This is a genomic window from Sphingomonas sp. SORGH_AS_0870, from assembly GCF_031453175.1.
In the GTDB taxonomy this organism is placed as follows: domain Bacteria; phylum Pseudomonadota; class Alphaproteobacteria; order Sphingomonadales; family Sphingomonadaceae; genus Sphingomonas.
Genome location: NZ_JAVIYW010000002.1, coordinates 588,984 through 601,867, shown reverse-complemented (window position 1 = coordinate 601,867; position 12,884 = coordinate 588,984). Strand labels below are relative to the sequence as shown.

Genomic DNA, 12,884 nt, shown 5'->3' with positions numbered 1-12,884 from the left:
GACGTGCGGTCTTTACCGCTCGCGCGGGCGGGCCAGCGTCGACAGCACGCCGCGCAGGGTGCGGATTTCCTGGCTCGACCAGCCGGGCTTGGTCAGCAGGGTGCGCAGCGTCCGCTTGGTGGCGGGCGTCCGGTCGGGCGGGAAGAAATAGCCCGCGCCGTCCAGCATCTCGTCGAGCTGGCCGATCATGCCGTCCAGCTCGAATTGCGGCGCGACCTCGGGCAGTTCGACCTCGGGCGGCTGGGCCAGTTCGACGCCCTTCGACCATTCATAGGCGATCAGGATCACCGCCTGCGCCAGGTTCAGGCTGCCGAATTCGGGGTTGATCGGCACGGTGACGATCTTGCGCGCGATCGCCACGTCGTCGGTCTCCAGCCCCGATCGCTCGGGCCCGAAAAGGAAGGCCGCCCGGCCGGTCGTGTCGGCATGGATTTCGCGCGCCGCCTCTTCCGGGGTCACGACCGGCTTGGTCACGCCGCGCTTGCGTACGGTGGTGGCATAGACCTGCGCACAGTCGGCGACCGCATCGGCGACGCTCTCATAGACCTTGGCCTGTTCCAGCACGCTGTCCGCGCCCGAGGCGGCGGGCCCCGCCTGCGGATTGGGCCAGCCGTCGCGCGGGGTGACGAGGCGCATCTCCACCAGCCCGAAATTGAGCATGGCGCGCGCGGCCTTGCCGATATTCTCGCCCAGCTGCGGGCGGACCAGGACGATGACGGGGGGCTGGGATTTGTTCACGTTCACTCTTCCGTTCGCCCTGAGCGAAGTCGAAGGGCACGTTCCGCGCGCGGTATCGCGGCTTCTTTCAGCGCCGTCCAGTCCGATGCGATTAACGCGGCCTTCTTGGTGCGGGACCAGCCCTTGATCTGGTGCTCGGCGGTGAGGGCCTCGTGACGGGTGGGGAAGTCCTGCGACCAAGCCAATTCCACCGGGCGGCGGGTTTGGGTGTAGCAGGGGATTTCGCCGGATTGGTGTTGGGCGATGCGGTGTTCGAGGTTTTCGGTGTGGCCGGTGTAGAAGCTGCCGTCGGAGCAGCGGAGGATGTAGCAGTAGAAGGCCATGGCCCGGTTCCCATTTGCCGATCGCCTGATGCTATCGCGACGGCGGCTTGGGGCAAGGGATTCCCTTGGGCTTCGACTTCGCTCAGCCTGAACGGAGTGTGGGGGTTGGGGAGAGGTGCAATTGGGCTTGGCAAAACGGCCGTTCAGGCTGAGCGAAGTCGAAGCCCACGCCCCGAACCTCACTCCCCCTTCGGCGCCACCTCTTCCACAGTCCCCGCAAAAGCCTCGAAATCCTTGGCCTCGCCGAACTCGCGATACACGCTGGCGAAGCGGATATAGGCCACCGAATCCAGGCGTTTCAGCCCTTCCATCACCATCTCGCCGATCCGCTTGGACGATACCTCGCCCTCGCCGCTGGTTTCCAACTGGCGCTGGATGCCGGACACCAGCTTTTCCACCCGCACCGGGTCGATCGGGCGCTTGCGGGTCGCGATGGCGATCGAGCGGAGCAGCTTTTCGCGGTCGAACGGCTCGCGCCGCTCTTCGCTCTTCATCACGGTCAGCTCGCGCAACTGGATGCGCTCGAACGTGGTGAAGCGCGCGCCACAGCCTTCGCACTGGCGGCGGCGGCGGATCGCCGCCCCATCTTCGGTGGGGCGGCTGTCCTTTACCTGACTGTCTTCATGGCCGCAAAAGGGGCAGCGCATTCAGATCTTCTTCTTGGCCTTGAAATAGGCGTAACCGGCACCCGCCGCCGCGCCGAGGACCGGACCGACGAACGGCACCGGGATCGCGACCACGGCGCCGAGCGCGCCCCATTTCGCCATGCTCTTGCCGAGGCCGGGGGTCGACTTGATGTCGTTCTGCACCTCGGAAAACTTCTCGTCGAACTTGGCCATGCGTTTACGTCCTTATCCCTGATAGATCGGAAAGCGTGCGCAAAGCTCACGCACACGGGCACGAACGTTCGCCTCGACCTCGGGGTCCCCATGCTCGCCCTTGGCCTTCAGACCGTCGAGCACGTCGGCGACCATATGGCCGATCTGCTCGAACTCCGCCGGGCCGAAACCGCGCGTGGTGCCCGCGGGCGAGCCGACACGAATGCCGCTGGTCTTCATCGGGGGCAGCGGATCGTTGGGGATGCCATTCTTGTTGCAGGTGATGCCCGCGCGCTCCAGCGCCTCGTCGGCGTCGCGGCCGGTGATGCCCAGCGGGGTCAGGTCGACCAGCGCCAGATGCGTGTCGGTGCCGCCCGCGACCAGGTTCGCGCCGCGCGCCTTCAGCGTCGCCGCCAGCGTGCGGGCATTCTCGACCACCGCCGCGATATAGGTCTTGAACTCGGGCTGGAGCGCCTCGCCGAACGCGACCGCCTTGGCGGCGATGACGTGCATCAGCGGGCCGCCCTGAAGGCCCGGGAAGACCGCCGAGTTGATCTTCTTGGCGATCGCCTCGTCATTGGTCATGATCATGCCGCCGCGAGGGCCCCGCAGCGTCTTGTGCGTGGTGGTGGTCACGACATGCGCATGGCCGAACGGGGTCGGGTGCAGACCGCCCGCGACGATGCCCGCAAAGTGCGCCATGTCGACCATGAAATACGCGCCGACCTCGTCCGCGATCGCGCGGAACTTGGCGAAGTCGATGACGCGGGGATAGGCCGATCCGCCCGCGATGATGATCTTGGGCTGGCACTCGCGCGCGATGCGGGCGACCTCGTCATAGTCGATCAGGTGCGTCTCGGGGGCGACGCCATACTGGACCGCGTTGAACCACTTGCCCGACAGCGCCGCCTTGGCGCCGTGCGTCAGGTGCCCGCCGGCATCGAGCGACAGGCCCATGATCGTGTCGCCGGGCTTGGCCAGCGCCAGCATCACCGCGCCGTTCGCCTGCGCGCCCGAATGCGGCTGCACGTTGACGAAGTCGCAGCCGAAAATCTGCTTGGCGCGGTCGATCGCCAGCTGCTCGACCTCGTCCGACGGCGCGCAGCCCTGATAATAGCGCTTGCCCGGATAGCCCTCGGCATATTTGTTGGTGAAGACCGAGCCTTGCGCTTCCATCACCGCCTTGGAGACGATGTTCTCGCTGGCGATCAGCTCGATCTGGGTCTGCTCGCGCTCCAGCTCGTGCGACACACCGGCGAAGACGGCGGGGTCGGCATCGGCCAGGGTGCGGGTGAAGAAGCCGGCGGGCTGGACGTCGTTAAGCGTGCTCATTGCGGATATCCTTGGGCGTTCAATTCTGGGCGGATGCGGCGGACAGCATGTCGACGCGGCGCTGATGACGTCCGCCCTCGAACGGGGTGGACAGGAAGGCGGTCAGGCAGGCCTTGGCCATTTCCTCGCCGATGACGCGCGCGCCCATGGCGATGGCGTTGGCGTCGTTATGCTGGCGGGCGAGCGCGGCGGACAGCGGCTCGGAGACGAGCGCGCAGCGGCAGGCGGGATGGCGGTTGGCGGCGATCGAGATGCCGATGCCGGAGCCGCACAGCGCCACGCCGCGCTCGGCGCGACCATCGGCCAGGGCCTCGGCCACCGCATGGCCGAAATCGGGATAATCGACGCTCGCCGTGCCGTCGGTGCCCAGGTCGAACACCTCATGCCCCTGTTCGCGCAGCCAGTCCGCCAGCACGGTCTTCAACGAGACGGCGGCATGATCGGATGCGATCGCGATGCGCATGGGACGGGCGCTCCTGACGGGGTAGGAATGGAATGAGCGCGCCTTTACGCGCGCACGGGGCGGATGGCTACCCCTTCGCGCAACGGAACGTGCGCCATGGCCAGGGGTTCTGCGCGGCATGACGCGTATCCTGATCCTCGCCGCCCTCGCCACCCTCTCCGCCTGCTCGCGCGAGGCGCCCGACTCGGTGACCAACGACGCCGCCCCGGCCAGCGGCCCCCAGGCGGCCGCGACGGCGGGCCCGGCGGGCGACGGCGCGACCTTCAACGGCGTGCCCAAGAAGAAGGCACCGGATTATGTCGGCCGCTGGATCGGAGTGGAGGGCATGGTCCTGAACGTGAAGCATGCCGCAACGCCCGGCCGCTATCGTCTGGAGATGCAGTGGGACCTCGACCACCGGGGCGAGTTCCTGGGCGATGCGGTGGGCGACACCATCGTCTTCGAACGCAACGGCGTGCGCGAGACGCTGCGCCCGACGGGTGGCGATGCGACCGGGCTGAAATATCTGGCGGGAAAGACCGAGTGCCTGACGGTCAAGACGGGCGAAGGCTATTGCAAGACGTAAAGCGGGGCCGAGCCGTCGATCACGGACGGGCCTCCCCGCGAAATTCCGGCATCCGACAGCCCTATCGCCCCCTGTTCCCCGGCGAAGGCCGGGGCCCAGTTGCCACGACCTCAATGGAGCGGACTGGCCAAGCGTGGGAGGCCCAAGCGAAGCCTTGCCGCATGCCTCCCACCCATCGCCCTGTATACCATTGCCATTGCAGCAACTGGGCCCCGGCCTTCGCCGGGGAACATGGAATGATGGAGAGGGCTTAGGCCCTGTCTGCATTTGAGGATTCCCATTGTTGGTAAGTTCTGATTCAAGGTTGGCAAAGGAGCCAGATCATGAGCAGACGCACGCTGACGGACGAGCAATGGGAGCGGATTGCGGAACATCTTCCTGGGCGAGATGGACTGCGTGGGCGCAGCGGGGTCGATAATCGGCTGTTCGTGGATGCCATTTTGTGGATGGCGGGCAATGCAGCACGCTGGCGTGATCTGCCGGAGGCGTTCGGCAAATGGAGCGGGGTCCATGCGCGGTTCCGCCGTTGGTCGCACGCTGGCGTTTGGGAAAAGCTGTTCCATGCGATGGCCGACACGCCGGACTTCGAATATGTCCTGATCGACAGCACGATCTCGAAGGTCCATGCCGATGCAAGTGGCGCAAAAGGGGGGCTGACGCTGCCGCGATTGGCCGTTCGCGTGGCGGACTGACGACCAAGCTACACGCGGCCGTCGACGCCATCGGACTGCCGATCCGTATTCACCCGACGCCGGGGCAACGTGGCGACGCTCCCCAGGCGCTGGATCTGCTGAAAGGCCTGCGTGGCGTTGGTCATGTCATCGCCGATGCTGCCTACGATGCCGATCCGCTGCGCATTTTCATTGCCGATGATCTCGGCGCAACGGCGCAGATCAAGGCTAATCCCAGCCGGACCCGAAAGCCGGCAATCGACTGGCGGCTCTACAAAGAGCGCCACCAGATCGAGTGCTTCTTCAACAAACTCAAACGCTTCCGCCGTATCGCCCTGCGCTGCGAGAAGACGATCTCCGCCTTCATGGGATTCGTCCATCTCGCATGCGCCATGATCTGGATACGATAAATGCAGACAGAACCTAGGCCGGATCGCCATTCAGTATTGCGTCTTTTTCCCTCTCCCCTGGGCAGGGGAGAGGGTTAGCGAAGCTTGCCAGCCTGCTGGCTAGCGCAGCTTGGGTGAGGGGTTGAGTGAGCCTAAAGGCTCGCGCGCTCGCAGAGCGAGCGCCCACCCCTCACCCAGCTCCGACTAAGCCTTTGCTCTCGCAAAGGCCAAGTCTGCGCAACCCTCTCCCCTCTGCGAGGGGCGAGGGATGGAAAGGCATCGCTGAATGGTGATCGCCCCTAGGCCGCCATCTTCAGTTCGAGCCGTTCCCAAATCTCGACCAGGGCCGACACCAGTTCCGCCATCATCGCCTCGTCATGCGCCGGGCCCGGCGTGAAGCGCAGGCGTTCGGTGCCGCGCGGGACGGTCGGATAATTGATCGGCTGGACGTACATGCCATATTCGGCGAGCAGGATGTCGCTGATCTTCTTGGCCTTGACCGGGTCGCCGACCATCACCGGCACGATATGCGTCTCGCCCAGCATCACGGGCAGTCCCGCATCGCGCATCATCGCCTTCAGCCGGGCGGCGGCGGCCTGCTGGCCCTCGCGCTCGACCGCGCTCTGCTTCAGGTGGCGGACGCTCGCCAGCACGCCCGCGACCAGCACCGGCGACAGCGAGGTGGTGAAGATGAAACCCGGCGCGTACGAGCGGATCACGTCGACGATCATCCGGTCGGCCGCGATATAGCCGCCCATCACGCCGAACGCCTTGCCCAGCGTCCCCTCGATCACGGTCAGCCGGTGCGCGACCCCGTCCCGCTCCGAAATGCCGCCGCCGCGCGCGCCGTACATGCCGACCGCATGGACCTCGTCCAGATAGGTCAGCGCATTATACTTGTCGGCGAGATCACAGATCGCCGCGATCGGGGCGACATCGCCCTCCATCGAATAGACGCTCTCGAACGCGATCAACTTGGGCACGCCCGGATCGGCCGCCGCCAGCAGTTCCTCGAGATGCGCCAGGTCGTTGTGGCGGAAGACCTGCTTCTCGCACCCCGAATTGCGGATGCCCGCGATCATCGAGGCGTGGTTGAGTTCGTCGGAGAAGATCACGCAACCGGGCAGGATCTTGGCGAGCGTCGCCAGCGTCGCCTCGTTGGAGACATAGCCGCTGGTGAACAGCAGCGCGGCTTCCTTGCCGTGCAGGTCGGCGAGTTCGCCTTCCAGATCGACATGATAATGGGTGTTGCCGCCGATATTTCGCGTGCCACCCGAGCCCGCGCCGACATCGTGCAGCGCCTCCTCCATCGCGGCGATGACCTTGGGATGCTGTCCCATCGCCAGATAGTCGTTGGAGCACCAGACCGTGATCGGCTTGGGTCCGTTATGACCGGCAAAGCAGCGCGCATTGGGGAACATGCCCTTGTTGCGCAGAATGTCGATGAAGACGCGGTAACGTCCCTCGGCGTGCAGGCGGTCGATCGCCTGGGTGAAGACGCGGGAATAATCCACGCGCACGTCCGTACCGTCCATGCTCATGGGTTGGGAATGTAGGACGATGCGGCGGGCGATGCGAGTCGATAACCGCGATGACTGTGATCGATCATGGTGGACATATTGTCCCAGCGTCCCCACGGTTCCCGATGCGGATGGCTCGCAAGCCCCGTTCGGGCGGGGCGAGCGATGCTATAGCGTCTCGATCCGCGAAAAGCCGCGCGCCGCCAGCCCCGGTCGCAGGGCGGCCTCGCGCTCGCCCAGATGCGTGAACACCGCCACCCCCTCTCCCGCCGAGTCGGGCCAGTCCTGCCCCTGGGTCAGAAACGCGATTCGCCGCGCGATTCCCGGCCCGCCGTCGACGAAGCGCACCGGACGCGGCGCCGCCGCCGTCAGTTCGGCCTCGACCAGCGGGAAATGGGTGCAGGCGTTGACGATCACGTCGATCGCCTCGCCCCCCGGCTGCCCGAACAGCCCGTCCAGCACCGCCGCGAAGGATTCGGACGACGGCGTCTCGCCGCGCAGCCGGGCCTCGGCCAGTTCGACCAGTTCGGCCGAGCCGTGCCGGATCACCCGGCAATCGCCCGCGAACCGCGCCGCCAGATCGTCGACATAGGCCTGTCGCACCGTCGCGCGCGTGCCGAGCACGCCGATCACCCGCGTCTCGCTCATCGCCGCCGCCGGCTTGATCGCGGGCACGGTGCCCACCACGGCCACGTCCAGCGCGGCGCGGACCGCGGGCAGCGCGATGGTCGAGGCGGTGTTGCACGCGATGACGATCAGCCTTGGCCGATACCGCTCCGCCAGCCGCCCCAGCAGGGCGGGCACCCGCCCAGCAATCTCCGCCTCGGTCTTTTCGCCATAGGGAAAGCCCGCGCTGTCCGCGACATAGACGAAGGGGGCGGTCGGCAGCAGGGCGCGCGCGGGCCCCGCGATCGACAGTCCGCCGACGCCGGAATCGAAGAACAGGATGGGACGCGCATCGCTCATCCCGCCGTCTTTAAGCGCCCCCCGACGCCGAGGCCAGAGCGGGCCGCGATTGGACAGGCCGGGATCGCTGTTCTATGTCTGTCCCGGAGAACCGGGGGAAGACCATTGCCGACCGACATCATCTGGGGACCGCCGAGCTGGGCCTTGCTGATCGGCTATCTGCTGGGGTCGATTCCCTTCGGCATCATCCTGACCCGGATGGCGGGCGCGGGCGATCTGCGCAGCATCGGATCGGGCAATATCGGCGCGACCAACGTGTTGCGCACCGGCCGCAAGGGGCTGGCCGCCGCGACGCTGATCCTCGACATGTTGAAGGGGGTCGCCGCCGTGCTGCTGGTCCGCCACTGGCTGCCCGGCCAGGAGGTGCTGGCGGCGGCGGCGGCGTTCGTCGGCCATTGCTATCCCGTCTGGCTGAAGTTTCGCGGCGGCAAGGGCGTCGCCACGCTGATGGGCGTCGTCACCGCGCTCTACTGGCCGCTGGGCCTGGTCTATGCGGTGGTTTGGCTAGGCCTGCTCGCCACCATCCGCATCTCGGCGGTGGCGGGGATGATCGCGGCGATCAGCGCGCCGCTGGCCGCCGCCGTACTAGGCCGGTTCGACCTGGTCCTGCTGCTGATCGCGCTCGCGCTGATCGTCGTGTGGAAGCACGGGCCGAACATCGAACGGCTGCTGGCGGGTACCGAGCCGCGCATCGGCAAGACGCGTGGCTGACGCCCGGTTCGCGCAGCTCCGGCTGCTGCGGACGCATGGCATCGGTCCCGTCACCTGGCGACAATTGATGGCGCGCTTCGGCGCGGCGGAGGCGGCGCTGGACGCGGTGCCGATGCTCGCCCGGCGCGGCGGCGGCGATGGCCCGCGCATCCCCGATCCCGCGCTGATCGCCCGCGAGATCGAGGCGGTCGCACGGCTCGGCGCGCGGCATGTCCTGCTGGGCGAGGCCGAATATCCGCCGCTGCTCGCCGAGCTCGACACCGCGCCGCCCGCGCTGATCGTGCGCGGCGACATCGGGTTGGCGCATCGCGGCGGGGTGGCGCTGGTCGGCGCGCGCAATGCCTCGGCCGCGTCCTGCCGCTTCGCGCGCGGGCTGGCACAGGATCTGGCGGCGCAGCATGTACCCGTCACCTCGGGCCTGGCGCGGGGGATCGACACCGCGGCGCATCTGGGCGCGCTGGGGGGCGGCACGATCGGCGTCATCGCCAGCGGCATCGACATCGCCTTTCCCCCCGAAAATGCCCGGTTGCAGGAAGAGGTGGCGACGCGCGGCCTGCTGATCGCCGAACAGCCGCCGGGCACCCAGCCGCTGGCCCGCCACTTCCCCTCGCGCAACCGGATCATCGCAGGACTCGCGCAAGGGACCGTGGTCGTCGAGGCCGCGCCGCGTTCGGGCTCGCTCATCACCGCGCGGCTGGCGGGCGAGGCGGGGCGCGAGGTGATGGCGGTGCCCGGCCATCCGGCAGACCCGCGCGCGCAAGGCTGCAACATGCTGATCCGCGAGGGTGCGACGCTGATCCAGTCGGCGGGGGACATATTGGAACAGATCCGCCCCATCGACCCGCGCATGGTCCGCGCACCCGATAGCGCCTACACCCCGCCGCCGCCGCAGGAGGCGAGCGATGCCGACCGGCGGCGGATTGGCGACCTGCTCGGCCCGGTGGCGGTGAGCGTGGACGAACTCATCCGCCAGAGCGGCCGCCCGCCCGCCATCGTCCAGACGATCCTGCTGGAACTGGAACTGGCCGGACGGCTGGAGCGCCATGCGGGCGGGCGGGTGGCGCTGGCATGATCCAGACCGAACGCCTGACCCTTCGTCCCTATGAGGTGGCGGATTTCGACGCCTATGCCGCGATGGTCGCCGATCCCGTCGTGGTCCGTCATGCCGGTCCGCCGATGTCGGGTGAAGAAGCATGGATGCGGCTGTTCCGCTTCATCGGCTATTGGTCGGTGTTCGGCCATGGGATGTTCGCAGTGCTCGACCGGGCCACCGGGCAATATATCGGGGAGACCGGCTTCATGGATTTCCGCCGCGAGGTGGTGCCGAGACTTTCACCCTCTCCACCGGAAGCGGCCTGGGTCTTCACCAGCGCCGCGCATGGCAAGGGCTATGCGTTCGAGGCCGCGACCGCCGCGCATCGCTGGATGGAGCAGCATCATGCGCCCGCCGCGACCCAGTGCATCATATCGCCCGCCAATCTCGGCTCGATCCGCCTGGCGGAGCGGCTGGGCTATGCTTTGCACGACCGGCCGACCTATCGGGGGGAGGCGCTGCGTTTCGTCCGAGAGCGTTAACAGGGCACCCGCACCCGCCCGAACCTCCACCGCCAACGACCCAACCCCGCTTGACGGCCCCCCGCCCCCTCCCCATCCTCGCGTACGCACATAAGGGACGCGTTTCACCACTCATGCAGCTTGTCATCGTCGAATCGCCCGCCAAGGCGAAGACCATCGAGAAATATCTGGGTTCGGACTACCGCGTCCTGGCGAGCTATGGTCACGTCCGCGACCTGCCGCCCAAGGACGGCTCGGTCGATCCCGACCAGAATTTCGCGATGGAGTGGGAGAATTACGCGGACAAGGCGCGCCAGCTTAAAGCGATCGCCGACGAGGCCAAGAAGGCCGACCGCCTGATCCTGGCCACCGACCCTGATCGCGAGGGCGAGGCGATTTCGTGGCATGTCCAGGAGGTGCTGAAGAACCGCAAGGCGCTGCCCGACAAGGTGGAGCGCGTCACCTTCAACGCGATCACCAAGCCCGCCATCCTGCACGCGATGCAGAACCCGCGCGAGCTGGATACCGACCTGATCGACGCGTACCGGGCGCGCCGCGCGCTCGACTATCTGGTCGGCTTCACCTTGTCGCCGGTACTGTGGCGCAAGCTACCGGGCGCCAAGTCTGCGGGGCGCGTCCAGTCGGTGGCGCTGCGCCTGATCGTCGGGCGCGAGCGCGAGATCGAGGCGTTCAAGCCCCAGGAATATTGGTCGGTGACGGCCGATATGGAGCAGGACGGCACGCCCTTCGTCGCGCGGCTGGTCCAGTGGGAGGGCAAGAAGCTCGACCGCCTGTCGATCGGCACTCAAGGCGACGCGACCCGCGCCAAGGCGGATGTCGAGGCGGGCCGCTTCGCGGTCCAGTCGGTCGAAACCAAGCCCGCGACGCGCAATCCGCCGCCGCCCTTCACCACCTCCACGCTGCAACAGGAGGCCGCGCGCAAGCTGGGCTTCTCGGCCGATCACACGATGCGGATCGCGCAGCAACTCTACGAGGACGGCGCGATCACCTATATGCGTACCGACGGCGTCCAGATGGACGGGTCGGCCATCTCGGCCGCGCGCAAGGCGGTGGCCGATCGCTATGACGCCTCCTATGTCCCCGACAAGCCGCGCATGTATCAGTCCAAGGCGAAGAACGCGCAGGAAGCGCATGAGGCGATCCGCCCGACCGACTTCTCGCGCGATCGTGCGGGCTCGGGCGATCATGGCCGCCTGTACGACCTGATCTGGAAGCGGGCGCTGGCGAGCCAGATGGCCTCGGCGCGGATGGAGCGGACCACCATCGACATGGCCGACGGCACCGGCCGCCATGTGCTGCGCGCGACCGGCCAGGTCGTGCTCTTCCCCGGCTATCTGGCGCTCTATGAAGAAGGCCAGGACGACAGCCAGGACGAGGAGGCGCGCCGCCTCCCCCGCCTGCGCGAGGGCGATGCGCCCGCCAAGAAGGAGGTCAAGGCCGAACAGCACTTCACCCAGCCGCCGCCGCGCTTCTCCGAAGCCTCGCTGGTCAAGCGGATGGAGGAACTCGGCATCGGGCGGCCGTCCACCTATGCGTCGATCATCAAGACGCTGAAGGACCGTGCGTACGTCCGCGTCGAGAAGAACCGCTTCTTCGCCGAGGAGAGCGGGCGGCTGGTGACGGCGTTCCTAGAACGCTTCTTCGAGAAATATGTCGGCTATGACTATACCGCCGAGCTGGAAGAGGAGCTGGACGACGTGTCCGGCGGCCGCGCCCAGTGGCAGGCGGTGCTCGACGCCTTCTGGCGCGACTTCAAGCCACGCACGTCCGAAGTCATGGAGCAGCAGCCCTCCGCGATCACCGCCGAGCTGGACCAGTTCCTGGCGCCTTACCTGTTCCCCGAAAAGGCGGACGGGTCGGACCCGCGCCTGTGCCCCAATTGCGGCGAGGGCAGGCTGGCGCTGCGCGGCGGCCGGTTCGGCGCGTTCATCGCCTGCTCCAACTATCCCGAGTGCAAATATACCCGTCGCTTCGCTCAAGGCGGCGAGGGCGCGGGCGAGGATTCAGGGCCGGAAACGCTGGGCCAGGATCCCGAAACCGGACTGCCGGTCGAGCGCAAGTCGGGTCGCTTCGGCCCCTATATCCAGCTGGGCGAGGGCAAGGACGCCAAGCGCGCCTCGATCCCCAAGGATGTCGATCTCGATCTGGAATGGGCGCTCAAGCTGCTCAGCCTGCCGCGCACCATCGGCAACCATCCCGAGACGGGCGAGCCGATCACCGCGTCGATCGGCCGCTATGGCCCCTATCTGGCGCATAGCGGCAAATATGCCCGACTGACCTCGACCGCCGAGGTATTCGAGACCGGCATGAACGCCGCCGTGGTCAAGCTGGCCGAGGCGGCGGCGGGCGGCGGGCGCGCCGCGCGCGGCACGGCGTCGCGCGAACCGCTAAAGGTGCTGGGCAAGCATCCGCGCACCGAGGCGGAGATCAAGCTGATGGAGGGGCGCTATGGCCCCTATGTCACGGATGGCGAGACGAACGCGACCATCCCCAAGACGGTCGACAAGGACCAGCTGACGCTGGAAGAGGCCGCGCAGCTGATCGACGCGCGGGCGGCAGCGGCTCCGGCCCGCAAGAAACCGGCGAAGAAGGCCGCAGCCAAGAAGGCGCCTGCCAAGACGGCGGCCAAATCCGCGACGGAGAAGAAGGCCCCGGCCAAAAAGGCCGCGCCCAAAAAGACGGCTGCGAAAAAGGCGGCGGACTGATCGCGATTGCATGACGGCGTAAATGGTCGGCGGGGATAAGCCTCGTCGATCATTCCGGTCGGCCGATGACGGAGCCGTTACCGCCCCTGCAATCCCGAATCCCTCATG

General features: G+C 67.3%; 12 protein-coding genes and 1 pseudogene. 6 read left to right on the top strand and 7 right to left on the bottom strand.

Features of this window, described 5'->3' with window-relative positions; all coding sequences use genetic code 11:
- Nucleotides 1-12: 12 nt before the first annotated feature.
- From QE363_RS03305 to rpiB, 5 genes and pseudogenes are all read right to left on the bottom strand, one after another.
- A pseudogene (locus QE363_RS03305) lies at nt 13-1,061 on the bottom strand (TrmH family RNA methyltransferase).
- Between the two features lie 179 nt (nt 1,062-1,240).
- On the bottom strand, nt 1,241-1,708 hold the full coding sequence (gene nrdR, locus QE363_RS03295; RefSeq protein WP_307102340.1) for a transcriptional regulator NrdR: 468 nt from the start codon (nt 1,706-1,708) through the stop codon (nt 1,241-1,243).
- Nucleotides 1,709-1,900, bottom strand: coding sequence for a hypothetical protein (locus QE363_RS03290; protein WP_309691817.1), 192 nt, complete (start codon nt 1,898-1,900; stop codon nt 1,709-1,711). It abuts the gene before it with no gap.
- A gap of 12 nt (nt 1,901-1,912) precedes the next feature.
- On the bottom strand, nt 1,913-3,211 hold the full coding sequence (glyA, locus tag QE363_RS03285; protein WP_309691815.1) for a serine hydroxymethyltransferase: 1,299 nt from the start codon (nt 3,209-3,211) through the stop codon (nt 1,913-1,915).
- 19 nt (nt 3,212-3,230) lie between these two features.
- Nucleotides 3,231-3,674, bottom strand: a complete 444-nt coding sequence (rpiB, locus tag QE363_RS03280) for a ribose 5-phosphate isomerase B (RefSeq protein WP_309691813.1) — start codon at nt 3,672-3,674, stop codon at nt 3,231-3,233.
- Nucleotides 3,675-3,792: 118 nt separating this feature from the next.
- Here rpiB and QE363_RS03275 point away from each other — a divergent pair, with 118 nt between their 5' ends.
- Both QE363_RS03275 and QE363_RS03270 read left to right on the top strand, forming a co-directional pair.
- Nucleotides 3,793-4,239 (top strand): hypothetical protein, encoded by a 447-nt coding sequence (locus QE363_RS03275; protein WP_309691810.1) that lies wholly within the window; start codon nt 3,793-3,795, stop codon nt 4,237-4,239.
- 323 nt (nt 4,240-4,562) lie between these two features.
- Nucleotides 4,563-5,320, top strand: a protein-coding gene (locus QE363_RS03270) for an IS5 family transposase (protein WP_309691809.1) whose coding sequence is annotated in 2 segments (ribosomal slippage) — nt 4,563-4,881 and nt 4,881-5,320 — 759 coding nt in all. Because the reading frame shifts where the segments join, the coding sequence is not laid out codon by codon here.
- A 278-nt stretch (nt 5,321-5,598) separates the two neighbouring features.
- Here the strand turns inward: QE363_RS03270 and hemA are convergent.
- Both hemA and murI read right to left on the bottom strand, forming a co-directional pair.
- Nucleotides 5,599-6,840 carry a 5-aminolevulinate synthase gene (gene hemA, locus QE363_RS03265; protein WP_309691807.1) on the bottom strand — a complete coding sequence of 414 codons (1,242 nt, stop codon included), beginning with the start codon at nt 6,838-6,840 and terminating at the stop codon, nt 5,599-5,601.
- A gap of 147 nt (nt 6,841-6,987) precedes the next feature.
- A complete protein-coding gene (gene murI / locus QE363_RS03260; RefSeq protein ID WP_309691804.1) occupies nt 6,988-7,785 on the bottom strand; it encodes a glutamate racemase in 798 nt (265 codons plus the stop codon).
- Between the two features lie 105 nt (nt 7,786-7,890).
- On the opposite strand from murI, the gene plsY reads away from it, so the two are divergent.
- The 4 genes from plsY (at nt 7,891) to topA (ending at nt 12,776) form a co-directional block, all read left to right on the top strand.
- Nucleotides 7,891-8,496, top strand: a complete 606-nt coding sequence (gene plsY, locus QE363_RS03255; RefSeq protein ID WP_309691801.1) for a glycerol-3-phosphate 1-O-acyltransferase PlsY — start codon at nt 7,891-7,893, stop codon at nt 8,494-8,496.
- Nucleotides 8,489-9,568: a DNA-processing protein DprA gene (gene dprA / locus QE363_RS03250; protein WP_309691798.1), complete on the top strand. Its 1,080-nt coding sequence runs from the start codon at nt 8,489-8,491 to the stop codon at nt 9,566-9,568. The genes plsY and dprA overlap by 8 nt, the downstream gene beginning before the upstream one ends.
- On the top strand, nt 9,565-10,071 hold the full coding sequence (locus QE363_RS03245; RefSeq protein ID WP_309691796.1) for a GNAT family N-acetyltransferase: 507 nt from the start codon (nt 9,565-9,567) through the stop codon (nt 10,069-10,071). Before dprA ends, QE363_RS03245 begins: the two co-directional genes overlap by 4 nt.
- A 113-nt stretch (nt 10,072-10,184) precedes the next feature.
- Nucleotides 10,185-12,776, top strand: a complete 2,592-nt coding sequence (gene topA, locus QE363_RS03240) for a type I DNA topoisomerase (protein ID WP_309691794.1) — start codon at nt 10,185-10,187, stop codon at nt 12,774-12,776.
- Nucleotides 12,777-12,884 lie beyond the last annotated feature (108 nt).

Bases quoted from the DNA above. Each gene is read 5' to 3' on its own strand.
- hemA (WP_309691807.1), bottom strand. From the start codon at position 6,840: ATGAGCATGGACGGTACGGACGTGCGCGTGGATTATTCCCGCGTCTTC.
- topA (WP_309691794.1), top strand. From the start codon at position 10,185: ATGCAGCTTGTCATCGTCGAATCGCCCGCCAAGGCGAAGACCATCGAG.
- QE363_RS03290 (WP_309691817.1), bottom strand. From the start codon at position 1,900: ATGGCCAAGTTCGACGAGAAGTTTTCCGAGGTGCAGAACGACATCAAG.
- nrdR (WP_307102340.1), bottom strand. From the start codon at position 1,708: ATGCGCTGCCCCTTTTGCGGCCATGAAGACAGTCAGGTAAAGGACAGC.
- rpiB (WP_309691813.1), bottom strand. From the start codon at position 3,674: ATGCGCATCGCGATCGCATCCGATCATGCCGCCGTCTCGTTGAAGACC.
- QE363_RS03245 (WP_309691796.1), top strand. From the start codon at position 9,565: ATGATCCAGACCGAACGCCTGACCCTTCGTCCCTATGAGGTGGCGGAT.
- QE363_RS03275 (WP_309691810.1), top strand. From the start codon at position 3,793: ATGACGCGTATCCTGATCCTCGCCGCCCTCGCCACCCTCTCCGCCTGC.
- glyA (WP_309691815.1), bottom strand. From the start codon at position 3,211: ATGAGCACGCTTAACGACGTCCAGCCCGCCGGCTTCTTCACCCGCACC.
- murI (WP_309691804.1), bottom strand. From the start codon at position 7,785: ATGAGCGATGCGCGTCCCATCCTGTTCTTCGATTCCGGCGTCGGCGGA.